The 24,672-nt window shown below is 64.5% G+C and carries 24 protein-coding genes; 15 read left to right on the top strand and 9 right to left on the bottom strand.

All coding sequences use genetic code 11. The annotated features are described in order from the left end of the window. Nucleotides 1-46: 46 nt before the first annotated feature. Nucleotides 47-2,812, bottom strand: a complete 2,766-nt coding sequence (gene mutS / locus RR_RS15345; RefSeq protein WP_049939015.1) for a DNA mismatch repair protein MutS — start codon at nucleotides 2,810-2,812, stop codon at nucleotides 47-49. Between the two features lie 105 nt (nucleotides 2,813-2,917). On the opposite strand from mutS, the gene RR_RS15340 reads away from it, so the two are divergent. Beyond that, complete coding sequence (locus RR_RS15340) at nucleotides 2,918-3,310, top strand: nuclear transport factor 2 family protein (RefSeq protein ID WP_049939014.1); 393 nt, start codon at nucleotides 2,918-2,920, stop codon at nucleotides 3,308-3,310. Between the two features lie 7 nt (nucleotides 3,311-3,317). Here the strand turns inward: RR_RS15340 and RR_RS15335 are convergent, their stop codons facing one another. Together RR_RS15335 and hisA are read right to left on the bottom strand one after the other, a co-directional pair. Next, a complete protein-coding gene (locus RR_RS15335) occupies nucleotides 3,318-3,920 on the bottom strand; it encodes a class I SAM-dependent methyltransferase (RefSeq protein ID WP_011224284.1) in 603 nt (200 codons plus the stop codon). Between the two features lie 46 nt (nucleotides 3,921-3,966). Beyond that, entirely contained in the window at nucleotides 3,967-4,707 is a 741-nt protein-coding gene (gene hisA / locus RR_RS15330) for a 1-(5-phosphoribosyl)-5-[(5-phosphoribosylamino)methylideneamino]imidazole-4-carboxamide isomerase (protein ID WP_011224283.1), read from the bottom strand. Between the two features lie 109 nt (nucleotides 4,708-4,816). On the opposite strand from hisA, the gene RR_RS15325 reads away from it, so the two are divergent. The 6 genes from RR_RS15325 (at nucleotide 4,817) to RR_RS15300 (ending at nucleotide 10,218) form a co-directional block, all read left to right on the top strand. Further along, complete coding sequence (locus RR_RS15325; RefSeq protein ID WP_011224282.1) at nucleotides 4,817-5,737, top strand: hypothetical protein; 921 nt, start codon at nucleotides 4,817-4,819, stop codon at nucleotides 5,735-5,737. A 69-nt stretch (nucleotides 5,738-5,806) separates the two neighbouring features. Continuing rightward, nucleotides 5,807-7,015, top strand: coding sequence for an inorganic phosphate transporter (locus RR_RS15320; RefSeq protein ID WP_011224281.1), 1,209 nt, complete (start codon nucleotides 5,807-5,809; stop codon nucleotides 7,013-7,015). 124 nt (nucleotides 7,016-7,139) lie between these two features. Continuing rightward, the gene (gene fer1, locus RR_RS15315) at nucleotides 7,140-7,529 is read left to right on the top strand and encodes a ferredoxin Fer1 (protein WP_004959486.1); all 390 of its coding nucleotides are present in this window, start codon (nucleotides 7,140-7,142) and stop codon (nucleotides 7,527-7,529) included. 102 nt (nucleotides 7,530-7,631) lie between these two features. Beyond that, nucleotides 7,632-8,657, top strand: coding sequence for an A24 family peptidase (locus tag RR_RS15310; RefSeq protein WP_049939013.1), 1,026 nt, complete (start codon nucleotides 7,632-7,634; stop codon nucleotides 8,655-8,657). Nucleotides 8,658-8,704: 47 nt separating this feature from the next. Further along, the gene (gene hisI / locus RR_RS15305) at nucleotides 8,705-9,067 is read left to right on the top strand and encodes a phosphoribosyl-AMP cyclohydrolase (RefSeq protein ID WP_011224278.1); all 363 of its coding nucleotides are present in this window, start codon (nucleotides 8,705-8,707) and stop codon (nucleotides 9,065-9,067) included. Continuing rightward, nucleotides 9,067-10,218, top strand: coding sequence for a DUF7118 family protein (locus tag RR_RS15300; protein WP_011224277.1), 1,152 nt, complete (start codon nucleotides 9,067-9,069; stop codon nucleotides 10,216-10,218). The genes hisI and RR_RS15300 overlap by 1 nt, the downstream gene beginning before the upstream one ends. Here the strand turns inward: RR_RS15300 and glmM are convergent. Further along, nucleotides 10,203-11,582: a phosphoglucosamine mutase gene (gene glmM, locus RR_RS15295; RefSeq protein ID WP_011224276.1), complete on the bottom strand. Its 1,380-nt coding sequence runs from the start codon at nucleotides 11,580-11,582 to the stop codon at nucleotides 10,203-10,205. The genes RR_RS15300 and glmM overlap by 16 nt on opposite strands. A gap of 86 nt (nucleotides 11,583-11,668) precedes the next feature. On the opposite strand from glmM, the gene pyrE reads away from it, so the two are divergent. Then, complete coding sequence (gene pyrE, locus RR_RS15290) at nucleotides 11,669-12,220, top strand: orotate phosphoribosyltransferase (protein WP_011224275.1); 552 nt, start codon at nucleotides 11,669-11,671, stop codon at nucleotides 12,218-12,220. Nucleotides 12,221-12,305: 85 nt separating this feature from the next. Then, on the top strand, nucleotides 12,306-12,554 hold the full coding sequence (locus RR_RS15285) for a glutathione S-transferase N-terminal domain-containing protein (protein WP_011224274.1): 249 nt from the start codon (nucleotides 12,306-12,308) through the stop codon (nucleotides 12,552-12,554). Nucleotides 12,555-12,612: 58 nt separating this feature from the next. Here the strand turns inward: RR_RS15285 and RR_RS15280 are convergent, their stop codons facing one another. Continuing rightward, nucleotides 12,613-13,581 (bottom strand): transcriptional regulator, encoded by a 969-nt coding sequence (locus RR_RS15280; protein WP_011224273.1) that lies wholly within the window; start codon nucleotides 13,579-13,581, stop codon nucleotides 12,613-12,615. 128 nt (nucleotides 13,582-13,709) lie between these two features. Between RR_RS15280 and RR_RS15275 the strand changes: the two genes are divergently transcribed. From RR_RS15275 to RR_RS15265, 3 genes are all read left to right on the top strand, one after another. Next, a complete protein-coding gene (locus RR_RS15275) occupies nucleotides 13,710-14,975 on the top strand; it encodes a tRNA(Ile)(2)-agmatinylcytidine synthase (RefSeq protein WP_049939012.1) in 1,266 nt (421 codons plus the stop codon). A 259-nt stretch (nucleotides 14,976-15,234) separates the two neighbouring features. Then, a complete protein-coding gene (locus RR_RS15270; protein WP_004959459.1) occupies nucleotides 15,235-15,441 on the top strand; it encodes a hypothetical protein in 207 nt (68 codons plus the stop codon). Between the two features lie 56 nt (nucleotides 15,442-15,497). Further along, entirely contained in the window at nucleotides 15,498-15,701 is a 204-nt protein-coding gene (locus tag RR_RS15265; RefSeq protein ID WP_004959455.1) for a hypothetical protein, read from the top strand. On the opposite strand, the gene RR_RS15260 is transcribed toward RR_RS15265, so the two are convergent. Together RR_RS15260 and RR_RS15255 are read right to left on the bottom strand one after the other, a co-directional pair. Next, nucleotides 15,698-16,768, bottom strand: coding sequence for a pyridoxal-phosphate dependent enzyme (locus RR_RS15260; RefSeq protein ID WP_011224271.1), 1,071 nt, complete (start codon nucleotides 16,766-16,768; stop codon nucleotides 15,698-15,700). The genes RR_RS15265 and RR_RS15260 overlap by 4 nt on opposite strands. A gap of 253 nt (nucleotides 16,769-17,021) precedes the next feature. Next, the gene (locus RR_RS15255; protein ID WP_004959449.1) at nucleotides 17,022-17,978 is read right to left on the bottom strand and encodes a succinylglutamate desuccinylase/aspartoacylase family protein; all 957 of its coding nucleotides are present in this window, start codon (nucleotides 17,976-17,978) and stop codon (nucleotides 17,022-17,024) included. A 135-nt stretch (nucleotides 17,979-18,113) separates the two neighbouring features. Here RR_RS15255 and RR_RS15250 point away from each other — a divergent pair, with 135 nt between their 5' ends. Further along, nucleotides 18,114-18,329 (top strand): DUF7536 family protein, encoded by a 216-nt coding sequence (locus tag RR_RS15250; RefSeq protein WP_004959447.1) that lies wholly within the window; start codon nucleotides 18,114-18,116, stop codon nucleotides 18,327-18,329. A gap of 6 nt (nucleotides 18,330-18,335) precedes the next feature. Here RR_RS15250 and RR_RS15245 read toward each other — a convergent pair whose 3' ends face one another. Next, the gene (locus RR_RS15245; RefSeq protein ID WP_011224270.1) at nucleotides 18,336-19,559 is read right to left on the bottom strand and encodes a potassium channel family protein; all 1,224 of its coding nucleotides are present in this window, start codon (nucleotides 19,557-19,559) and stop codon (nucleotides 18,336-18,338) included. A gap of 234 nt (nucleotides 19,560-19,793) precedes the next feature. Here RR_RS15245 and citZ point away from each other — a divergent pair, with 234 nt between their 5' ends. Next, entirely contained in the window at nucleotides 19,794-20,939 is a 1,146-nt protein-coding gene (gene citZ, locus RR_RS15240) for a citrate synthase (RefSeq protein ID WP_007189458.1), read from the top strand. Between the two features lie 366 nt (nucleotides 20,940-21,305). Here the strand turns inward: citZ and RR_RS15230 are convergent, their stop codons facing one another. Continuing rightward, on the bottom strand, nucleotides 21,306-22,940 hold the full coding sequence (locus tag RR_RS15230) for a potassium channel family protein (protein WP_011224269.1): 1,635 nt from the start codon (nucleotides 22,938-22,940) through the stop codon (nucleotides 21,306-21,308). Between the two features lie 287 nt (nucleotides 22,941-23,227). Between RR_RS15230 and ilvA the strand changes: the two genes are divergently transcribed. Next, nucleotides 23,228-24,439, top strand: a complete 1,212-nt coding sequence (ilvA, locus tag RR_RS15225) for a threonine ammonia-lyase (RefSeq protein WP_007189455.1) — start codon at nucleotides 23,228-23,230, stop codon at nucleotides 24,437-24,439. Nucleotides 24,440-24,672 lie beyond the last annotated feature (233 nt).

Here is a 24,672-nt window from a genome sequence, read left to right as displayed (position 1 = left end):
ACACCTTCCGCCGTGAATATCTTCGCTGAAAATCGGGCGCTGTCTGCTACTCGTCGTCCAGTTCGGCCTGCCACTCCTGTACTTTCGCCATCAGTTCGACCGGCGGCGTCTCGTTGACATCCAGTTCTGTTAGTTCCGAGAGGACGGCCTCGGTCTCAGAATCGAGCGACGCTGCCCTCTCGTCGCCTTTGGGGCCTTCAGCCGCGGCCTCGCCGGGCGCGTGTTCGGGGTCGCCGTCGGTCGCAACCGGCTCAGCCGTGGAACCGGCTGCTGCGCCCCCGGACTGGGCCGCGCCGTCCCTGAACTGCCCCGAATCCAGGTCGAAGACGGCCTGTGTCGTTCCGCCGTCATTCTGCTCGCTGCCGCGAATCTCGATAGCCTTGTCGTCGCGCAGTCGGTCGAGCACCGCCTGTGAGCGGTCGACGACTGGCTCGGGGACGCCGGCGAGGTCGGCGACGTGGACGCCGTAGGAGCGGTCGGTCGGGCCGTCCCGGACCGTTCGGAGGAACGTCACGTCGCCGTCGCTGCCCGCAGACCGGGGCTCGCCGTCGACCGCGACGTGGACGTTTTCGACAGTCGGCAGTTCCTCGCCCAGCGCCGTCAGCTCGTGGTAGTGAGTCGCAAACAGCGTCTTCGACTGAATGGAGTTAACGATGTACTCCGTCGCCGCCCAGGCGATTGAAATACCGTCGAAGGTAGCGGTCCCGCGGCCGACCTCGTCCAGAATCACGAGTGATTCTTCGGTGGCCGAGTGGAGGATGTTCGATAGCTCCTGCATCTCGACCATGAACGTCGAGCGGCCCTGTGCAAGTTCGTCAAGCGCGCCGACACGGGTGAAGATGCCGTCCACCAGTCCAACCGTCGCCGACCGCGCCGGTACGAAACTGCCCACCTGCGCGAGCAGCGTGATGAGCGCAGCCTGGCGCATGTACGTCGACTTCCCGCTCATGTTCGGCCCGGTGACGATGAGGAACTGCCGGTCGTCGTCCATGTAGAGGTCGTTCGGCACGAACTCGGTGGTCTGCTCGACGACCGGGTGGCGGCCGGCCTCGATGGACAGTTCGTTGCCGTCGACGACCGCTGGTCGGGCCCAGTCGTTCTCGACGGCGTGGACCGCCAGTGACGCGAACGCGTCCAGTTCCGCCAGCGTCCGGCCCACGTCCTGCAGTAGCGTCGCGTGCTCAGCCACGCGCGCCCGGAGCCGCTGGAAGTGCTCGTATTCCATGTCGTGGCGGCGCTCCTCCAAGCGTAACACGTCCCGTTCTTTCTCGTCGAGTTCGGGCGTCGTGTAGCGTTTGGAGTTTTTCAGCGTCTTGATGTGCTGGTACTTCTCGGGAACGGCGTCGGTCTCGCTCTTCCCAACCTGAATGTAGTAGCCGTCGGTCTTGTTCCGGTCGACAGAGAGATGGGTGATGCCGGTCCGCTCCTTCTCGCGGTCCGGCAGCGTTTCCAGCCACTCCAGCGCGGCCTCGTGCTCGTCGATGATTTCGTCGAGGTCGTCGTCGTGTCCTCGCTTGAACAGGCCGCCTTGGCGGACTGTCCCCGGCGGGTCCGCGACCAGTGCGCTGTCCAACTCGGCGGCTAGCGAATCGGCAGCCTCGCGGTCAGCTCCGTCGAGCGCGTCGGCAAGCGGCGACTCGGCCAGCCGCTCGGTCTCGGTCACGGCGTCGGCGACCTGCCCCAACAGTGCCAGCGTTTCCTGAACTGCTCGCAGGTCCCGCGCGTCGGCGCTCCCCGACGTGGCCCGTGCGGCCAGCCGTTCGAGGTCGTAGGCGTCCGACAGCGTCTCTCGAATCCGCTCGCGGGCCATCGCCGCCTCCGACAGCGCCGCCACGCAGGACTGCCGGCGCTGGAGTTCGGCCCGGTTTCGCCGTGGTCGCTGGAGCCACTGCTGGAGCAGCCGCCCGCCGGCGGCCGTGACCGTGTGGTCGATTGTGTCGAACAGCGACCCAGAGCTATCGCCCTGCATGGTCTCTGTGAGTTCGAGGTTGCGCTGGGTCGTCGCGTCGAGGTCGACGTGGTCGCGCTCGCCGTACGCTTGCAGGCGCGTGACCGCCGCCAGCGTCCCGACGCCGGTGTCCTCGACGTAGGACAGCACTGCGCCGGCGGCCCGGACTGCTACGTTCTGGTCACCGATGCCGACGCTGTCGACCGTCTCGCTCCCGAACTGCTCGCGGACAGTGTGGCTCGCCCGCCCCGGCTCGAACGATGCTGAATCGTGGAGCGTCAGCGCCGCGTCCGTCCGCTCGCGCAGGCGGTCAAGAAATTCGTCGTCGTTCCGGAGCTCCGGGCCGGGGAGAATCTCGGCCGGCCCGAACGTGTACAGCTCTGTCAGCGCCTCGCCCGCGTCGGCGTCGTCCAGTTGCGTGACCTGAAACTGGCCCGTGGTCACGTCCGTCGCGGCGATACCGTAGGTATCACCGCTGTCTCGGCTGGCCTCCCGAACCACCGCGGCGAGGTACTGCGCCGACTCGTCGCCGGTCTCCAGATGCGTTCCGGGCGTAACGACCCGCGTTATTTCGCGAGCGTGGCCGTTCTCGGTCTCGTGCTGGTCGGCGATGGCGACCCGGTAGCCCCGCTCGACCAGCGCGGAGACGTACGGCGTCAGGTCGTCGACTGGAACCCCCGCCATCGGGTACGACGAGCCATGCGAGGATTTCTGGCTCACCTTCAGGTCGAGTTCGTCGGCGACGATCTCGGCGTCTTCGGCGAAAAACTCGTAGAAGTCGCCACACTGCATCGCCAGCAGGTCCGCGTCGGTCCCCTCCTTGAGCGTGAGGAACTCCCCGACGATTCCCGTCGCCTCTGTCATACACGTCCGTGTGGCCGTCCGCGGCGTAAGGATTGCGGGTCGGGAGAGCGTGGTCGCGGCCGCCGGGCGTGGCCAGTGAAGGGGCCACAGGCCGTAGGGCCGAGTATGAACGCAGCAGAGACTATCGCGGCCTACTACGCCGCGCTCCGGGCCGGCGAGCCGCTCGGCCCCTTTTTCGCCGATGACGCAGACCGCTCGGTGGTCAAGTTCGGAATCTCCGAACAATTGGTCGGGACCGACGCCATTAGAACGGGACTGCAGGACCAGACCGAGACGACGGCCGACTGGACTGTCGAGAGCCATGCGCTCCGGGTGACAGAACGCGAGGGCTACGCGTGGTTCAGCGACGACGTGACACTGTGCTGGACCGGCACCGAGGGCGCGGTCCGTCACGAGTACGACACTCGCTGGAGCGGGGCCCTGGAAGCCACAGGCGGGGAACGCGAGTGGCAGTTCGTCGGGATGCACGTCAGCACCGCAGACGAGTTGGGGGAGTAGTGAGTTGCTATGCGTCGGCGAGCGTGGCGAAGACGAACTCGCTATCGCTCCCGAGGGGGTCCGTCGCGGTGACCGTCTCCGTCTCGGTGAAACCAGCGTCGGCCAACTGGTCGAGCGTCGCCCGCCGACCCGGCGCTGAGAAGAACATCGACCCGCCCATCCAGCCGCGACGGACGGTCTCGAACTGGCCGCTCGGCAGTGTCATCAACACGGTACCGCCCGGTCGGAGCACGCGGGCGAACTCCCGGTAGACTTCCGGGTGCTGGTCTCGCTGGACGTGAAAGACGGCGTGGTATGCCGTAATCGCGTCCACGCTGTCGGTTGTGACCGGGAGCGACCCCATATCTCCCTGCACAAGCCGGCTGTCCGGTACCGTCTCTGCCGCGAGGTCCAGTCCCGCTCTGGAGAAATCAAGCCCTACACTTCTAGGGGGGAGGTTCGCAAGCGTCCGCGCGCCGTCACCACAGCCTACGTCGAGAACTGTCGGCGCTTCGGGGAGCCGTTCGAGCAAGTCCTCAAGCAGGGCTGCGTCCGACCCGGTCGGGTCGCGCCGCTCGGCGTAGGTCTCGGAGACACTGTCCCACGCGTGGCGCACCTCGTTGCGGTCCATACGTCTTGTGAGGGCGCCACACGGTTATGCGTTCAGCCGGCCCGGGTTATTCCGATGACTCGCCGAGCGCGTCAATCGCCGCATCGAGCGTGAACTGTCCCTCGTAGAGGGCGCTGCCGACGACGACGGCGGCGGCCCCCGCTGACCGGAGCGCCAGCACGTCATTGATGGTCGCGACGCCGCCGCTGGCGATGACGGGGATGTCGACGCTATCGACCAGACGACGAACTGGGTCCGTTCGCACCCCGTCGAGCTGTCCCTCCACGTCCACGTCGGTAAACAGGATGCCACCTGCCCCGAGGTCGGCGTACCGCCCGGCGGCGTCGGCGGGGTCCAGACCGGTCCCCTCGGTCCAGCCCGACACCACGACCTCGCCGTCCTTCGCGTCGAGACTCACGAGGACACTGCCGGGGTGTTCGTCGCTGATTTCGCCGACGATTTCCGGCGTCTCGACGGCCGCTGTACCGAGGATGACGCGGTCCAGCCCGCGGTCAAGCAGCGACACGGCGTCCTCGGCGGTCCGGATACCGCCACCGAGTTGCACGTCCACGTCGGCTCCCACCGCGTCGAGGACGGCGTCGATGGCTGCCGCGTTCTGTCGCTCGCCCTCGAACGCGCCGTCGAGGTCGACGAGATGGAGCGTCCGCGCCCCGGCGTCCACCCACCGCTGTGCGGCCTCGACCGGGTCGCCGTAGGTTTTCTCGGTGCCGCGTTCGCCGCCGACCAACTGGACCACCTGTCCGTCCTGCATGTCGACCGCGGGAACGACCTCGAACTCGGGGTACATGGCCGGTGGTCCGGTGGCAGCCGTCGAAAGCGTGTCGGTCCGAGACGTACGGCGGCTGTCTGACCCAGTGTACCCCCATGCTTTTACGCTGTGATAGGAAAGGTCAGCTATGGTTATGGCAACATTCGTCCTCACACCGCTCGCCCGTCGGCTCGAAGCAGTCATGTTCGGGCGATACGAGCGCGAGTACCGACTGTTTGAACAGGCCGTGCTGGTCGTCGCTGTCGGGCTGGCGCTGGCCTGGGGACTGGCCGCGTTCGGTGTTCTACCGCTCGGTGCCGGGACGGAATCAATGCTTGCGACCGCTGCGAGCATCGCCATTTCGGCGTTCGTCGTTGTTGGTCTGCTACAGTTCCTCGTCCTTGCAAACGTCCTCGAGCGGACAAACGAGGATGTCGCTACCAAGGCCGCTGAACTCGAAGAGGCAGCCGAGCAACTGGAGACGACCGCCGAAGAACTGGAAACGACCGCTGACGAGGTCGAAAACGCCGCTGAAACGGTCGACGAGGCAGCCGAAGACGTCGAGCAGACAGCGGACGAAGTCGAGCAGACGGCCGACGAGGTGGAACAGACTGCGGGCGAAGTGGAAGAAACCGTCGACGAAGTCGAACAGACAGCCGAAGAGGTCGAGCAGACGGCCGACGAAGTCGAACAGACTGCGACCGAGACCGGCGATGATGACGCTGCCGAGAAGGTGACCGAAGTCAAGGACAAGACGACCGAGGTCAAGGACAAGACAACGGAAGTCAAAGACAAGACGACTGAAGTCAAGGACAAAGCGACGGACGCGAAAGACAAGACCACTGAAGTGAAAAACAAAACGACCGAGGTCAAGGACAAGACCAGCGACGCGAAACAGACCGCTGAATCCGTCACCGACGAAGTCGAAGCGGCCAAGGAAACGGCAAACGAGGTCGAGGAGACCGCGGCGGAGGTCGAGGAGACCGTCCCGGCTGACGACGACCTTCTCGCTGACGAGGGTGGCGAGTCCGACACCGACGACGGTGGCTCGGCCGAGCAGTCGCCGTAGCGGCTGCCGTCGCCGCTCGTCCGAGTACCTGTTCGGTACGTTTTAACCCAGTGAGGGACTGGCACCTGTATGGTCGAAGTTCTCTTTGCCCTCGGTGTTCTGGTAGCTATCTTCGTCGGCTTCAATATCGGGGGGTCGTCCACGGGTGTCGCGTTCGGGCCCGCGGTCGGGTCGAACACGCTTTCGAAGCTTTCGGCGGCAGCCCTGATGACGATATTCGCGATGGCTGGCGGCCTCATCGTCGGGCCGGCCGTCGTCGAGAGCCTTGGCAGTGACCTCGTCGCCACGCAGTTCTCGCCGCTGATCAGCATCGTTGTCCTGTTTTTCATCGGCGTCGCGCTGTTCCTCTCGAACGTGGTCGGGGTTCCGGCGTCGACATCGATGACGGCCGTTGGCGCTATCGCCGGGCTAGGCCTCGCCCGCGGGACATTGAACGCCGCCCTGATGCTCGAAATCGTCTCGTGGTGGCTTGTCTCGCCGATTATCGCCTTCTGGGTCAGCGGCGTCATCGGGCGGTACTTCTACCCGACACTCGTCGAGTGGTTCGCCGTCTCACAGAGCGAAGGAGCGCTGCTGGATTTCGATCGGTCCGGTTCGATTCCGCGGCCGGGGCTCGGCGAGAATACGACACAACGTGAGTTCGTCGGGACCGTCGTCGTCATCGGTATCGGCTGTTACATGGGCTTCTCGGCGGGGGCGTCGAACGTCGCCAACGCTGTTGCGCCCCTCGTCGGCAACGGCTCACTGGAGTTGTACCCGGCTATTCTGCTCGGCGGCGGCGCTATCGGCCTCGGTGCGTTCACCATCGCTCGCCGGACGATGGACACGGTCGGCAACGACCTGACCGACCTCCCGCTGGTCGCTGCCATCGTCGTCGCGGCAGTCGCATCGACCATCGTCACCTTCCTCTCCGCGCTGGGTATCCCAGCGAGCTTCGTCATCATCGCCACGATGAGCATCGTCGGGCTCGGGTGGGGCCGTGCGACGCGAACGACGAGCCTCTCTGACACTGTGCAGGGCGAGGCACCCGTCGCGTCTGTCGGTGCGCTGACCACCGACGCGGACGCCGCGGATGCGCCGACTGTCGGCGGCAAGAAAGGGACGCCGAAGCCGGCAGAGACCGAGCCCATCGGCGAGGAATCGCGCGAGGACATCCCGTCGGCGTCGGACCTGTTCGAGCCCGGCACGACTGCCAGAGTGATATTCCTCCAGAACGTCGTCCCCTCGATTGCGACGCTCGCGGCGTATCTGGTGTTCCGCTTTTTGCCCATCGCCTGAGGGGTAATCGGCCCCGAACAGCCGTCGTAAATTCTCGATGAATCCCCGCGCCGTCCCTCATTATTTTGCACGGCCTAAAACGGAAGGGCAAAGTCTAACAGGGCGGGGTTCAAACAATCAGGTGATGCCCACGGTAGAGTACCTTAACTACGAAGTAGTGGACGATAACGGCTGGGACATGTACGACGACGACGTCTTCGGAGAGGCGTCGGATATGGACCTCGACGACGAGGACTACGGGTCCCTCGAGGTGAACGAAGGCGAGTACATCCTGGAAGCCGCCGAGGCACAGGGCTACGACTGGCCCTTCTCGTGCCGCGCCGGTGCCTGTGCGAACTGTGCCGCCATCGTTCTCGAAGGCGACATCGACATGGACATGCAGCAGATCCTCAGCGACGAGGAAGTCGAAGACAAGAACGTTCGCCTGACCTGTATCGGCAGCCCGGACGCCGATGAGGTCAAGATCGTCTACAACGCCAAGCATCTCGACTACCTGCAGAACCGCGTCATCTAACGCGGCTCCTGTAGCGCACTACGCTTTCTTCTCCCGGTAGCAACTGCTCAGGAGAACCGTCGTATCGGAACCATTAGGGGCACCCCTGTACTGCGTATAGCCGTGCTCGGGTCGATACCGGACCTGCTTCGACTGGTCGCCGTCCCGGTGTTTGGGTGGGCGGCCTACCGCGACGTGAAAACTCGCCGGGTGCCCAACCGGACCTGGACCCCACTTGCCGCGCTGGCGGTCGTCCTCCTGCTGTGGGACGCCTACACCGTCTGGACCGGCCCGACAGCGGTCGGCCAGCGGCTGTTTCTTATCAGGGTTGCAATCAGTCTCGGCTTCGTTATTCCGCTGTCGTACGGCTTCTGGCTCATCGGCGGCTTCGGCGGGGCCGATGCGAAGGCGTTCATGCTCATCGCCGTCCTCTTTCCCATCTATCCGGTGTACTACCTGCCCATGCCAAGCGTCGCGCTCCCGCTTCAGCAGACTGCTATCGGCGTCTTTTCGCTGACGGTACTTTCGAACACCGTGCTTGCCGGCGTCGTCTACCCGCTGGCTGTCGCCGCCGGAAACCTCGCCCGGGGGCGATTTTCGCTGGCGATGTTCATCGGGCGGCCCGTCGCCGTCCCCGATGTCACCGAAGAGTACGGCCGACTGCTCGAATCGCCCGACGGGTTCGACCGTGGCGGCCTCGACCTCGACGCGCTCCGGATGTACCTCCAGTGGCGCGGCTGCTCGCTCGCTGATATCCGTGCCGACCCAGCGCAGCGTCGGCTTCCGACCTCCCTTCCGGCAGTCCCGAACGACCCCGGTGACGGGTCTCTGGCGACCGATGGCGGCGACTCGGCGTCCGGCGATGTGGCCGAACCGTCAGCGAACGACATCGGGGCCGATGGGATGGACCACCCCGACCAAATCGACGACCCATGGGGTGCCGAGCGGTTCCTTGACGATATCGACCACTCGGCCTACGGCACGTCACCCCAGCAGCTCCGTGATGGGCTGGACGTGCTGGTCGAACAGGACGAGGTGTGGATTTCGCCCGGGATTCCGTTCCTCGTCCCGATGTTCGCGGGGCTGGTCGTTTCACTCACCTACGGCGACGTGCTGTTCTCGCTGTTGCAGGCAGTCGGGCTGGCCTGACCGCTGACAGCAGAAGACCTATTTTGCGGACACACCTCGGCCCGAGTATGACCGACGTCGACCTCGCGTTCGACGAGCAGGAGTACATCCCGGCAGTCGCGCAGGACGCAGACTCCGGTGACGTGCTCATGCTTGCCTACGTCACCGAGGAAGCGCTCCGGAAGACCCGCGAGACGGGGGAGGCCCACTACTACTCGCGGAGCCGGGACGAACTCTGGCACAAGGGCGGGACGAGCGGCCACACGCAGGCCGTCAAAGAGGTGCGGGTCGACTGCGACGGGGACGCGCTGCTGTACATTGTCGACCAGACCGGCGGGGCCTGCCACACCGGTTACGAGTCCTGCTTCCACCGGACTGTCGACGGCGAGACGGTCGGTGAGCAAGTGTTCGACCCCGACGACGTGTACTGATGGCGCGATCCGATACTGAGATCGAAAGCGGTGCGGGACCCCCCGGCGCCGTGGAACGCCTCGAACAGGCCGCCGACGCGTACGCCCGGGCACACGAACGCGTTGATTCGGTTGGCGCAGACGCGCTCCGTGACTGCCGTGACATCTACCGCGAACTGTGGAACCTGCTCGAAAGCTACGACGGCCGGGCAACCGGCGGTGGCGACTTCGAGGCGTTCATGGAGTTTCAGGGCCGGGTCGGGACGCTGACTGACGACCTCTCCGAAGACCTGCCCGAACGGGATACCTTCGAAGAAATCGACGACTTCCTCCAGCAGCGGCGGCTCACCGAAAGCGACTTCGAGCAGGCCCGAGAGATGCTGTCTCCCATCGGCGACCTCGTCGGGCGACTTGACGAACTTGACGACGCACGCGAGCAGTACAAAAAAGCCCGAACGGACGCCGGCCGTCGACGCGACGAACTGAGCGACCGTATCGACGAGCTGGAACGCCTCCAGCGGCTCGGCGATGCCGACCTTGACGCGCCGGTCGAGCACCTTCGTGAGCCAATCGAGCGCTACAACGACGCCGTTACCGAGGCATTCACCGATTTTCGGCGCAACACGCCCGCTAGAGACGCGCTGGCGGTTATCGAGCGAGCGGACGCGTACCCGCTGGTCGAGTTCCGGTCCCCACCCGCGGAACTGCTGACGTACGTTCGCGAGCACGACGCCGGGACCGAACCGATTCCGAAACTGCTGGAGTACGCCGACTACTCCGCCTCGAAACTGGACCACTACGTCGACGACGCCGCAGCGCTCCGCAGTGCTGTCGCCACCCGGCAGACGTATCTCCGGCGGCTTGACGCCGAGCCGGTGCGGGTCGACTGGCCGCCGCCATCGGCGACCGCTCTGCCATGGCTCTGCCGAGCGTACCGCTCGGTTGTTGCCCGCTTCGCGGATGAGTCGGTCGTCGCGGCGCTCCGGGAGGTGCGTGGACTCGCGGAGCGAGACGACTACGAGCGGCTCCGGGAGAGCGCTCTCGCTCGCTCGGAACTCACAGAAGCTGAGCGCGAACGGCTGGCAAGCGGTGCTGTCGAACAAGAACTGTCAGTTGCCCGCGAGGCCAGAGCGGCTATCGACGACGCGCTGGACACCTATTCGCCGCTGTAAGTATTCGTTTGCTGGGTCGCGCGGCTGACCATCGTTTCGGCGAGTTCCTCGGCGCGGTCAAGTGTGCGCGCTTCGGCGTAGACCCGGACGACGGGCTCCGTGCCAGACGGTCGAGCAAGTACCCAGCCGTCGCCGTAGTCGAGGCGGTAGCCGTCTGTCGTATCGAGGTCGGCCGTCGCCTCGTTCGCATGGGCCTCGATACCTTCGAGCATTGATTCGCGCTCTTCCTCGGTCTCGTATTCGAGGTTCCGACGGACGTTGTAGTAGTCGTCGTAGTCCGCGGCGACCTCGCTTGCAGGCCGGTCAGCGACGAGTTCGAGGAACTTCGCGGCGGTGAACGCGCCGTCTCTGGCGATGCGGTAGTCGGGAAAGAGAATGCCGCCGTTGCCTTCGCCGGCAATCGCGACGTGGGTCCCCTCGTTTTGCAGTTTGCGGATGCGACTGACGATGTACGTCGAGCCGATAGGAGTCAGTGAGAGGGTCGCGCCGGCGTCCTCGACCACGTCGACCAGGCGCTGAGAGGCGTTGACCGCCGAGACGACGCCGTCGCCGGACTCGATTTTCGCCGCCGCGAGCGCGGCCAGCGCGGCGTCACCTTCGATGTGTGTTCCGGTCTCGTCGACGAACATCCCGCGGTCGGCGTCGCCGTCGTGGGCAAAACCGAGGTCGGCGTCGGTCGCGCGGACGAACGCCCGCAGGTCTTCGAGGTTCTCGGCGACGGGTTCGGGGTCACGGCCGGGGAAGTGGCCGTCGGGCTGGGTGTTGACGGTGTGGACTTCACAGCCGAGTTCGCGGAACAGGTCGGGGCTTGTAAGAGAGCCAGCTCCGTGGCCGGAGTCGACGACGATAGTGAGGTCGGCGTCGGCGATTCGGTCGCGGTCGACGGCAGCAAGCACCTGCTCGCGGTATCGGCGGCGGGCGCTCTCGATGGCGGTGTCCGACCCAACTGTCTCCCAGTCTGCGTAGTTTGGAGTGTCGTCCCGGAGCGACTGCTCGACGCGGTCGAGCGTGCTCCGTGTCAGTTCAACCCCGTCGGCGCCGATGAGCTTCACGCCGTTGTACGCGGCCGGATTGTGGCTCGCAGTAATCATTACGCCCGGGACCGCCTCACGCTCGCAGTAGGCCTGCAGTCCCGGCGTCGGCACGACGCCGAGGCGGTCGACATCGAACCCGACGGCCGTCAGCCCGCTTGTCGCGGCGTTGATGAACGTCCGCCCGGTCGTCCGCGTGTCCCGGGCGATCGCCACGCGGTCGTGGTCGTCACGCCAGACGTCCCCGGCGGCCTGTGCAACCCGAAGGACGTACCGCGGTGTCAGCTCATCGCCCGCGACACCTCGGACGCCGCTCGACCCGAACACTTGCATTCGAGCGAGTGTCTGAGGCGGAAGGGCTTAGGAATGTCGCTGTCTGAATCCAACAGTCATTAGCCCCGTGACCGTTCAGTGAGCGTATGGCAAACGACGAACTCATCGCGGCGCTGCGAGACGCTGACGCCGTCAAATTCGGAGAGTTCGAGCTCTCCCACGGCGGCACGTCGAACTACTACGTCGACAAGTACGTCTTCGAGACAAATCCCGACTGTCTGGACCTCATCGCCGGGGCCTTCGCCGAGCGTATCGCCGAGTGGGACATGGACGCCACGCTCGCCGGCGTCGCCCTCGGCGCGGTCCCGCTGGTCGCGGTCACCAGTGTCGAAACCGACATTCCATACGTCATCGCCCGCAAGCAGGCCAAGGAGTACGGGACGGGCAACCGAATCGAGGGCGACCTGACCGACGGCGAGGAGGTCATCATCCTCGAAGACATCGCCACGACCGGCCAGAGCGCGGTCGATGCCGCCGAGGCGCTCCGCGAGGCCGGTGCTGTCGTCAACCGCGTGCTCGTCGTCGTCGACCGCGAGGAAGGAGCCAGCGAGAACCTCGCCGACCACGACCTCGAACTCTCCTCGCTCGTGACCGCCTCTGACCTGCTTGCCGACGCGCCCGACGACATCGACGTGTAGCGCTGGCCGGAACGCTTTCGCCCCTGCACAGCCGGGACACACCACCGATGTGTTCTTGACGCTGGCTCGCCTACACGTGGGTGCAATGGCCAATCTCGAACTCTACGAACTCGAAGGCTGTCCGTACTGCGCGAAGGTAACGAAGAAACTCGACGAACTCGGGCTCGACTACGAATCCCACATGGTCCCACGGCCCCACGGCGAGCGGACCGAAGTGAAGGAGGTCTCTGGCCAGACCGGTGTTCCGGTACTCATTGACGAGGACAACGGCGTCGACGGGATGCCTGAATCCGACGACATCGTCGAATATCTCGAAAAGACGTACGGACAGTAGACCCGGCGCTTGCGGTGGTTCTCGTTTTTACTTGGCAGCAACGACGGTAAGCGACCGCTCAGGCGACTTCCTCGCGGTCCTCGCCGCGCTCCATAATGAGGTCGCGCAGGTCGATGGCGTCCTCGATGTTCTCCATCTCTTCCTTTTCGATGAGCGCGGTCCCCTCGACGGACTCCCGTCGGAGCTCGTCGACGACGTACACCGACCGGGTCCGGGTCACTTCACCGACAGAGGACATGATTCGGGCCCGTTTCTCGGCCGTTTCGGTAAACGCCGAGTGGCCGGCAAGGACCTGCCCGTGCTCGTCGTCGCTCTCGTTGACGCTCTTGAACGGCGCGCGGTCCGTCGGGTGGACCTCGAAGCCGATGCGGGTGAACACCGTCACAATCGGCTCGTCCTCCGGTGCGACATCGGGGTCGTCTGGTGTCGGCTCGTCGTCCCGAACTTCTTCAGCGCCGTCAAGGACGCTCACTGGCGAGGTCAGCGGCGCGTCGAATAGGTCTTCGAGTTCGGCGGCTACCTCGACGGAGGCGTCCATTCCGTCCTCGTATTTTGAGACCGTCCGCCGGGAGACGCCCAGTTCCTTCGCCAAGCGGCCCAGCGACCAGTCGCGGTCCTCGCGCACGTCGGCGAGAATTTCGGAGTCGATGTTGACGTAGAGTCCGCCCGGGGCGGCGTAGATGAGTGGCGGGACCTCCTCGACGAACAGGTCCATCGCGGTGTCGGGTGACAGCACGGGAACGCCGTGCCGGAAGTAGACGACACCGGGTTTCAGTTCCTCGTCGCGCGTTCGGAGGCCGATCACGATCGGGGTGGCATTCAGATATGTGCCCAGTCGCCGCATCTCGCCCCCGGTCTGTGCATCGAAGGCGTCGATGTTGCCCAGTATCTTCAGGAGCAACACGTCCTCACCGCGACGGGCAGCGATGTCGAAACTCTTCGGACGAATCGCACAGCGGTCGCTGACGAGGAAGCCAGCGTCTTCGAGCATCGCCATGACGTTTTCCACCAGCGCCGACCGTGACATAGTACTCTGTACCTCTACTGAGTCTAGCCCGCTCACCCATTATATGTATTGCGCCGTTCGTTGAGGTTTCAGGCCCGAAACTGGGACGTGACGAAAGGGGTTTGACTGTTTCGGGGCTACAGGCGCCTGTGACTGTCGTCGGCCTCGATGATACGGACTCGCGCGAACGGGGAATGTGTACGACCTACGCCGCCGCCACGCTCGCCGAGTCGATCCGGAACGCCGGAGGGACCGTCGAGCGACTGCTCCTCGTCCGGCTGAACCCCGCTGTCGAACACAAGACCCGCGGGAACGCGGCGCTGGCGGTGCATACGGACCTCGATGCCGATACAGCGCTTGGACTGGCCGAGGACGTGCTCGACATGGCTGAAACCGATGACCCACGGACCAATCCCGGCGCTATCGTCGCTGACTGCGACCCTGAAGATGTCCCGCCGCAGGTCGCAACGTTCGCCCGCGAGACCATCCGGTCGATACAGGACCCGATGGCCGCGACGACGCTAGCTGACGTGGTCGGGTTCGCTCGCTGCCAGCGGGGCAACGGCCGCGGACTCGTCGGTGCGCTCGCGGCGGTTGGTGCCTGGGCCGCGCTATCGGACTGGACGTACGAACATATCGCCTACCGGGAGCGAGACCGGTGGGGCACTGAGCGAGCGGTCGACAGCGAGAGCGTCCGCGCGGCGGCTGAGGAGTACTATCCCGAGGTGTGGGACACTGTGGACCGTGCATCGGGCTATCCGGTCTGCGTGCCGCGGACGCCGTGTCCGATTCTCTACGGGATTCGCGGCGACGACCCGACCGCCTGTCGCGCCGTCGCCGACGCAATCGACAGCGAACCCATCGCTCGCCGAGCGACGTTCGTGACGAATCAGGGAACCGACGTACATCTACAGGACGCGACTCTCGACGCGGTCACGGCCGACAGCGCCTACCGCGTCACCGGCACCGTGGTTGAGGCTTCTGAAACTCGAGCGGGGGGACACGTGTTTCTCACGCTCGAAGGCGACGGCGCGACCCTCGACTGTGCGGCCTTCGAGCCAACAAAGGGCTTTCGCAATCGGGTCCGCTCGCTCAAAGCCGGCGACCGAATCACTGCCTGTGGTGAAGTGACTGATGGCACACTCAAACTGGAGAAGTTCGCGGTCCGTGACCTCGTTCGGACGGAAGCCGTTACGCCGGACTGCCCGGACTGTGGCCGGTCGATGAAATCCGCCGGCCGGAATCAGGGCTATCGGTGTCGGGACTGCGGGACCAGTGCTGACGGCAAGACTGCGCAGTCCATCGAGCGGGGACTGGAACGCGGATGGTACGAAGTCCCGCCGGTCGCCCGCCGTCACATCGCGAAGCCGCTGGTCCGTGGCGGATTCGACGCGCCCACGCACCCGTCTCGCTGAGACAGAATGCTGTCTGGAAGTACCGATCTGAATCGACCCCGGGGTCGACACTATCCCGAGATAGGCTCCAACAATTCGCACGCGCCGTGACCTCGTCGTGTACACTTCTCACCCAGCGACCGAGCGCGGCTCTGTTTCTCTCTGCTATCTGGTTCGGACTGGCTACCGGTCAGTAAGCACCACGAATATTCCAGTAATAGGGGGATATATCCCGATTTAGACTACGGATAACAATATTGCAATACTGTTATCTGCGGCTATGTGCCCTGAGCGGTCAGATGCCCAGCAGCAAAATACGACGGATGGCGACGCCGCCGAGAAACTATTGACTGTCGAACACGAGCCGGCTGCGGGTGGCGGCCAGCGCTCAATCCTGTATCCGCCCAATAGCACGGGCTCCGAACTGGAAGCAAACTGGCTGGCCGTTTCGTCTGACCTTCTCGTTTCTCTCGACGACGTTCAGTAGCCCTTACACCCGATAACCGACAGGTAACAATAATAACACCTGTCGTGAATCGGAACATGGACTCCGATACCCGGTCGACGAGCGAGGTGACGGCGGCGACTGACGCTGACGATGGCACGCTGCCTGCCGTGGTACGCTCCCGTCCCGACGGCAGCGAGCGACTCATCTGCTACGCGCCAGATGTCGACACGACAGACGTAGAGAAGCAGTGGCTTTCTGTCGATGCCGACTTCGCGGTATCGACACTGCTGATGCGTTAATCGTTTCGCCCGGTCAACGCTACAACGACGTCGTCACCGTCCTGGAGTTCTCCCCGCTCTCTGAACTCGGGTAGCGCCGCTGTCGCCGTCGCACACGTCGGCTCGACGTGAAACCCTGCTGCACCGAGCCGGTCGCGTTCGCGCTCCGTTGCCGCCGCGGAGACGGCGACGGCGGCACCATCGGTCTCGTCGATAGCGTGCCGTATCTGCCGGCCGCGTGGTGGGTCCCGGATGTGGATCCCGTCGGCGAGGTCGTTGGCGGCAGCGTCGTCCGGCACAGTCCCGCCCTCGTCATCGTCGGCGATGGGACTGTACCCGACCGCTTGCGTTCCCAGTATGCGCGGGATAGCGTCTGTCCATCCAGCTTGCTCCAACGCCTGAAATCCACGGTAGAGACCGAGAAACAGCGTCCCGTGACCAAGCGGCGTGACGACGGCGTCCGGAACGCTCCAGTCACGCTGGGCGGCGATTTCGTAGGCAGCCGTCGCTGTCCCGGCGAAGAAAGCGGGATTCCAGGCGTGGCTGGCATACCACCCTGCCCCGTCCTCCACAGCGTCGATACAGGCTTCGGTTACGGACTCTCTACTCCCCTCAACCCGGACGACATCGGCCCCGGTTCGTTCGATGCGGCGAACCTTCGCGTCCTTCGCGCTCGCGGGGACGTATATCTCCGCGTCCAGCCCCGCTCGCGCCGCGTAGGATGCGACCGCCAACCCGGCGTTGCCCGAGGAGTCTTCGAGCACGCGGTCGGCCCCAACTTCGAGCGCTTCGGCGATAACTGTCGCCGCGCCGCGGTCCTTGAAACTCCCCGTCGGGTGGAGTGATTCCAGTTTGAACGTGGCGTCCCACCCGGGCGCGTCGACCAGCGGTGTCCAGCCTTCGCCGAGACTGACTCGCTCGTCCATCGGGAGGAACTTGGCGAAGTCCCAGACGCCGCTGGTCCGTGAGAACTGCCCCGGTTGGCTGTCGGGCAGCGGCTGCATGGCGTAGTCAAGCGGTGCTCCGCAAGAACACCGCCAGGGTTCCGCACGCGGATACTCCCGGTCGCAGACGCTACAGGTGCGCATAGGGGTACTGGGGCACTGCCCGTTCAAAAACTGGCGGCATCTTCGGTCGAAGTCGTCGGTGTCTGTGGCCGCGGCGGAGTGCGCAGAGCGGCGGAGCGAACACAGCGGTGGCCGGGCGGCCGCTCCGTCGGCCGCCACGGGGAAAGGCAGGTTTGCGGGCGGACATACGCGGCGTTCTGTGCCAGTGAGCAGCGGGCGGTGCCCACAGCGGCCCGTTGCGCCGCAAGGACACCCCTGCAATAGAAAGTGGTTCTCAGTAGGTATCGATGTTCGTCCCGACCGAGCAGACGTACTCGCCCGTTGCGACCTGTGGGAGCCGGCGCGCACGCCAGAATACGCCACTGGAGTCGGCAGTGATTTCGGCCTTCGGATCGCCGAACACGTCGGTCACTTCAAACAGCGTCTCGCCACGGGCGACGCGGTCACCGAGGTCGGGCTTGAAATCGATGAGGCCGCCGACTGGAGAGCCATACTGTTCGAACCCGGTAGCGCGGGTCTGCGGGCGCGTGTCGTAGTGGCCATCGAGGAAGCCGTAGTGGTGCAGGACGTTGAAGACGCCGTCGACGCCCCGTTGGATGGAGTCCTCGTCCCAGCCGACACAGCCGCCGAGTTCGGGGTCGATTGTTGGCACGCCCTCGTCCGGGGCAGCGCGGGCCAGCTGTCCGTCGGGGCCTTTCTGGTCGAGGATGTAGCCACAGCCGAACACTTTGGCGAGTTCGAGACACTCCTCGTGGAGGCGGTGGCGGGTGCCACACCGGACCCGCACCTCGTCGATCATCTGCGAGGTTGAGCCCTGATGCAGGTCGAGCACGTAATCTGCGCTGATGGCGGCGTTGAACGTCGCCGCAGCGATGCGCTCGCTCGAGGTCCCTGTCTTGTCGCCCGGATACGCCCGATTCATCTTCGTGTCGTCGACCGGGTTGCGGTGCTCGGCGACCTGAAACGCGTGGTAGTTGACGACGCCACAGACCAGAATCGTCCCCGATAGCTCCATCGGGTCGAGCTGTGGGAGCGTCCGCTGGATGACGCCGACACCGTTCAGTTCGTCACCGTCGCTGGCCGCCTGGATGTAGAGCGTCCGTCCGTCGTCGATACCGTTGACGACGGCGACCGGTAGCCCGAACGTCGACCCGTCGCGGGTCTCACCGACCTCCAGCCGCCCCGTGTCTTTTTCACCGGGGGCGGCGGTCGCCGTACCGAAAGTAACCATTGTTCTCACGTTTGCCTTGGGAGCCTTTACTGGTTCGGATTTCGCCAACAGTTGCGCCGGACCGACGGCATCTTGGGGCCGCCGACCCTACCAGTCGGTGTGTCCCAGTCCGAGCCACAGAGCGGCAAAGCGGCGATGGTCGCGGCGCTGAACGTACCACGCAACGCGAAAATCGGCTTCGTGCTCGCTGGCCTGTTCACGGCGGGGCTGTTCGCCCTGTTCGTCCTGCCGGGAGCCCAGCGACCGATTGGATTCTACGTGGCGCTGGCGTTCGTCCTCGCGACATCGCTGGGCGGGTTGCTGACAGCGCTGTTTACGGCCGTCTCGGCCGTGCGACTCGCCAGACAGTAGATAACGCTATGCGCTCTTTGTCAGGTCCGTAAGCCGGTCGCCGCCGGTTCGAGTCCCCTTCGCGATGAGTACATCGCCCGTCTGAATCTGTGTTTCCGGGCCGGGCGAAACGACCCAGTCACCCCCCTCGCGTCCGGTCCGCTCGCTCTCCCCGGCGCCGCGCCGTATCGCGATGATTCGCATGCCTGTCGCTGTCTTGACCTCCGCGTCGCCGATGGTCGTTCCCGCGAGGTCGCTGTCGGGGTACACTGTGGTCCGGACGATGACCTCGTCGGACTCCTGTACGGCCTCGGTGACGACCGGATGCGTCGATAGCCCACGCAGGACGCCTTCGCTCATCTCCAGTGCGGCGTCAGAGATGACCTCAGTCGACCGGGCCAGATGGACAAGCCCTCGCAGGGAGACGGGGTCGTCGATGTCGGCGGCAGCCCGGAGCGTCCAGGCCTCGAACCGTGACTGCAGCGCGTCGACCTCGGCTTCGAGTTCGACGACTTCCTCGGCGACCTCCGTGCTGTCGAACAGGACTGCACCATAGGCCAGGTCGACGGCCAACTCGCCCATGTCTTTCATCAGGACGATGGAGTCAACGGCTCGTTCGAGGTCGCGGACGCCTCCTTCCGGCGGCTCCGGCGGTTCGTACACCTCGCCCGTCGCGTCCTGATACACCTCGGCGATACCGTCCTCCGGTCCCCGGAACAGCACCACGTCGCCCGCTTCGAGGCGCGTTTCCCGCTCGGGGTTGAGCAACCAGTTCCCCTGCCGGCGGATCGCCAGCGCGCGGACACCCGTCTCGGTTTCGAGGTTCAGACCGCCCAGTGTCTCGCCGGCCAGCGCGGATTCAGAACTGATTGTCGCCCGCACGAGCGTCTCGACAGCCTCGGGCAGGGCCGCCCGCATTGTATCCGGCAGGCCGATGTCCTCTAGCACTATTTTGGCGATGTCGCCAGCGGCGTCGCTGATTTTCTCCGCGGCCCCAACCATTCCCAGAACCGGGGCGAGCGATTCTGCGTCCGCCGTCGACCGGCAGGCCATCAGGAGACTCATGCGTGCGCGCAACTGGAGCACGTCCATTTTCTCCTCTAATTCCAGCACCTCCGCAGCCACGTCGTCGCTACCCAGCAGGACAGCCGAGTACGAGAGGTCAATGAGCAACTCGGCGGTGTCTTTCATCTCGGCCAGCACCTGCTTGACGCTGACCGGTTCGTACTCGACCGTCCCTGTCGGGTCCATAGCCGCCGATTCGATGGCCCCGAGCAAAAACGTTCCTCACTGTGGGGCGAGATAGCGCGCCCCGATATGGGGCGTGACTGGCCGTTTGCACACTACTATGGGTGATGTGTTGGAACACCGCCCCGGATTTGACGGGAAGCTGCTGGACAGTCGTCCAATAACTGTTCTCTGACATTGTGCCACACACGCTCAGAAAGAAAATGTTTTTCCCGGAAGGTAGGGAACTGATTGCGTATGTCCGACGACCTCAAGAAGGGACTCGAGGGTGTCATCGTCGCCGAGTCCGAACTCAGCGTTATCGACGGCGACGCTGGCAAACTCGTGTATCGGGGGTACACCATCGAGGACCTCGCGAAGGGTGCCAGCTATGAAGAGGTGCTGTACCTGCTCTGGCACGGCCACCTGCCGAACCGGGACGAACTCTCCGAGTTCAAGCAGGCGATGGTGGACGCACGCGGTGTGGACGACGACGTCATCTCGACTGTGCGACAGCTCGCCGAAGCAGACGAGAACCCGATGGCAGCGCTCCGGACTGCGGTGTCGATGCTCTCTGCGTTCGACCCTGCGCCCGAGGACGCCGAACCGACCGACGAGATGGTCAATCTCGAAACTGGGCGACGGATCACGGCCAAAATCCCGACGATCATCGCGGCATTCACCCGCATCCGCGACGGCAAGGAGCCTGTCGAGCCCCACGACGACCTTGACCACGCGGCGAATTTCCTCTACATGCTCAATGGTGAGGAGCCAGACGACGTGCTCGCCGACGTGTTCGACCAGGCGCTCGTGCTCCACGCCGACCACGGCCTCAACGCTTCGACGTTCTCGGCTATCACGACGGCGTCGACGCTGTCGGACGTTCACAGTGCGGTCACCTCCGCTATCGGGACGCTGAAGGGACCGCTCCACGGCGGGGCGAATCAGGACGTGATGGAGATGCTAAAGGAGGTTGACGACGCCGAATCCGACCCGCTCGACTGGGTCAAGAACGCCCTCGACGAGGGCCGCCGCGTCTCCGGCTTCGGCCACCGCGTCTACAACGTCAAGGACCCGCGGGCGAAGATTCTCGGCGAGCGCTCGAAGGAACTCGGCGAGGCCGCCGGGACGCTCAAGTGGTACGAGATGTCGACCACCATCGAGGACTACCTCATGGAAGAGAAAGGGCTGGCCCCCAACGTCGACTTCTACTCGGCGTCGACGTACTACCAGATGGGCATCCCCATCGACATCTACACCCCCATCTTCGCGATGTCCCGCGTCGGCGGCTGGGTCGCCCACGTCTTCGAGTACATCGAGGACAACCGCCTGATCCGCCCGCGTGCCCGCTACGTCGGCAAGAACACCGACGAGACGGAGTTCGTGCCGCTGGACGAGCGATAGGCCCGCTACCGTTACTGTTCGTCTGAAGAGTGGATTACTGATGGCCGTGAGCGCGTTTCATCGCGCGAACCGGGGAAGGGCAGGGCGGCCAGTATCCGGCGGCGACGCCGCCGGTGCCCGGAGTCAGTATAGAATCCTTCTCCTGTCGAACCTCTCTGATATCGAACGTTGTGGTAACGGACGCGTAGTGACTGTCCGCGAACGGAGTGAGCGGTTCACCGAACGCGAGCGTAGCGAGCGGTCGGCCTTTTTCGCCACCGAAAGACTCGCGAGGCTCGTCTTTCGAGCCTTGCATTGCTCCGCTCAGCAAGACCACGTTTTTGCGCCGAGGGGTGCGCGAAGCGCACCCGAGGCCGAAAAAGGTGGCTAGCCAAACACCGACTTGAACCGCGTCACGCCGTCGTCGGTGCCGGCGATGACGAGCTTATCAGTCGGTTCAATAGTCACGTCAGGACTGAGGTCGGTGATGACAGCGCCGTTACGCTCGATGGCGACGACCGTACAGCCCGTCCGTGAGCGGACATCGGCCTCGCCGATCGTCGTATTTCCGAGGCCGTTAGCGGCGACGCGGATGACTTCGACTTGCTGGTCCATCGAGATAACGTCCTCGTCTTCGAGAATTGTGGAGGCGAGCATCCGGCCACTGACTGTCGACAGCGCGAGGACGTAGTCAGCGCCTGCCCGGTACATCTTCTGGACGTTCTCGCTTTCCTCGGCGCGGGCGATGATTTCGACGTCCGGGTTGAGATCACGGATAACAAGCGTCGCGAACTCGGTATCGGTGTCCGCTGACAGGGCGAGAATAACCGTCCTGGCTGTGCCGACACCAGCGTGACGTAGCTCTTCGGGATCTGTGGCGTCGCCGACAACGTCGACCCCCGGCTCGTCAGCCTGGTCGAGCACCGTATGCGGCACTCCGGCGTTCGTAAGCGCCGACGTAATCGTCTGGCCGACCTCGCCAGCACCGATGATAACCGTTTCCCCGCGGCGGAAGCCACGCACGCTGGAGAGGGTCATCTGCTTGAGCTGCTCCAGTTGGGACTCGGTCCCCGACACCAGTAGGACCGTACTGCCGTCGAGTTCAGCGTCGGGGTCGGGTGGACTCACGAACTGGCCGCGGAACCACGCGCCGATGACGTTGACGCCGGTCTGCTCGCGGATGCCGCTGTCGGCCAGCGTCGTTCCGACGAGGTCGCTCCCGCGGTGGATCGGCAGTTCGGCGATGTCGAAGTCCTCGCCGATTTCTATTGAGTCCCCGAGCGTCGTCGAGACGCCGGTCGTGACCTTGCTCGCGAGGCTCTCACCGAGCAGTCCACGCGGCGACAGGACGGCGTCGGCGCCGGCGAGGTCGTGATACTTCGCGCGGTCGGGCTCCTTGACGACGCTGATAGTCTGAACGGACTCGTCGACCTCGCGGGCGGTGAGGATGATGCTGGTGTTCACCTGGTCGGAGGCGTCAGCGACGAGTGCGCGAGCGGATGACAGATGGGCTCGTTCGAGTCCATCGACGGACTGTGGGTCGGCGTGGATGACGTAGTACCCGTCTTCATAGAGGTCGTTGGCCAGGTCCCGGTCCGGTTCGACGATGACGTAGTCAACGTCCCAGGTGTCGAGTTCGGTGACGAGCGTCTCACCGCGGGGGGAGAACTGACAGATGACGACGTGGTCGCTGAGGCCGTTTTCGACGGTGTTCGGGGCCTTCGTCGCCATCGCCTCTTCGAACAGCGGAAACAGCAACACCGGCAACGCGAGAAAGATGAGCACGACGCCGGTGATGTCCATCACGATGACGAGCAGCCGCATCTCCGTGGTGCTCCACGGCGCGTCCGAGCCGTACCCGGTCGTAGTGAACGTTTCGACCACGACACGAAGCGACCGCAGGAACGGTTGCGGGTTGTTTTCGAACACTGCCATTCCGTAGTCGTATGCGAACGCATACCCCAGAATGATGCCGCCAAGCGCGACGATATACAGCAGCGTCCGTCGCAGCCAGGTATCCATCTACTACTTTCTGGGATACCGAGTGTAAAACAGTTCTGTCCGGCTAGCGAACTCCACCTCATGGGACGAGCAGTAGCGGTGTGCAACTGTATCCGACTGCTGTCTTGAACTTTCACTTTCACCGCGCTACGACGGGATTTAAGTCAATCGCGTTCGTTCTCCCGCGTGCAGTCACACGCTCCCCCCTTTCCGTTTCAGGACACTACCCGGGTAGTTGCGACTGTCCCAGCCGTCGCGACCGCATAGTCGGCCCACAGTATAACATGGTCCGGTGAATAGCCACTCCCATGCTCTCATTTGAGGATGTCCTCGCGGCACAGGACACCGTCTCCGAGACGGCCAGACACACACCGCTTGATTACTCGCACACGTTTTCGGCGATGACGGGCGCGGATATCCATCTCAAACTCGAACTGTTCCAGCGTACGGGGTCGTTCAAGATACGGGGTGCGACCAACCGTATCGCGTCGCTTTCAGATGCTGAACGGGAGGCTGGCGTCGTCACAGCGAGCGCCGGCAACCACGCTCAGGGGGTCGCGCTGGCCGCCACGCGAATCGGCGTCGACTCGAAGATTGTGATGCCGGAGCGGGCCCCGGTATCGAAAGTGAAGGCCACCCGGAGCTACGGCGGTAACGTGGTCCTTCACGGTCGGGACTACGACGCGGCCGCCGAACACGCCCACGAACTCGAACGCGAGGAAGGCCGGACATACGTCCATGCCTTCGACGACGAGAAAGTGATGGCAGGGCAGGGGACCATCGGACTGGAGATCTACGAGGACCTCCCCGGCGTTGATACGGTCGTCGTCCCTATCGGCGGCGGCGGACTTATTAGTGGCATCGCCACGGCGCTCAAAGGCAAGGACGAACGTATCCGCGTCATCGGCGTGCAGGCCGAGGGAGCGTCCAGCGTGGCCGAATCCCTGGAGAAGGGCCACCGCATCGAGCGTGACAGCGTCGAAACTATCGCCGACGGTATCGCCACCCGCACTGTCGGCGAGCAGACGTTCGAGGTCATCAGCGACCGCGTCGACGAGGTCGTGACGGTGTCGGACTCGGAAATCGCAGTCGCGCTGACGACACTGTTAGAGCGCTCGAAAACGCTTGCCGAGGGCGCGGGTGCCGTCGCGCTGGCTGCCGTCATGGAAGAGAAGTTCGACTTCGAGGACGACGAGACGATCGTTCCCGCGCTGTGTGGCGGGAACATCGACCTGAACACCCTGACCAACGTCATCATGCGCGGCCTCGTTGAGACTGGCCGGTATCTCAAAATCCGGACCGTCCTTCAGGACCGGCCCGGCGCGCTGGAAGAGCTCGTCGAGGTCCTGTCACGCGAGCAGGTCAACATCTACGGCATCGAGCACGACCGGACCAGTCGCGACGTGGCGATGAGTTCGGCCGAGGTCGAACTGGACCTGGAGACCCGCGGCCACGACCACGTCGCCGAACTCATCGACGCGCTCACCGACGAGGGGTATGAGGTCGACGTGCTCGTCTGACTGTTCCGCTCGATGCACCAGATGGCCTGCATATGAAAGCTCTGTTGGGCCAATAGAACCTGACGTATCAGTTCCCGCGCCATAGTGACCCAGCGGGACCGCTTCCGACCGGTTCCACTACACACTGCCCCGCCCTCGCAAGCACAACACTGGCGCTGCAACGGCCAGAACAGGTGTGTATGTCATCACTGGCATCGCTGCACACTAGTACTGCGCTCCAGCTTTCCCGACAT

Origin of the sequence: Haloarcula marismortui ATCC 43049, assembly GCF_000011085.1 — an archaeon.
GTDB lineage: Archaea > Halobacteriota > Halobacteria > Halobacteriales > Haloarculaceae > Haloarcula > Haloarcula marismortui.
This window is presented reverse-complemented; position numbering and strand designations above follow the sequence as displayed.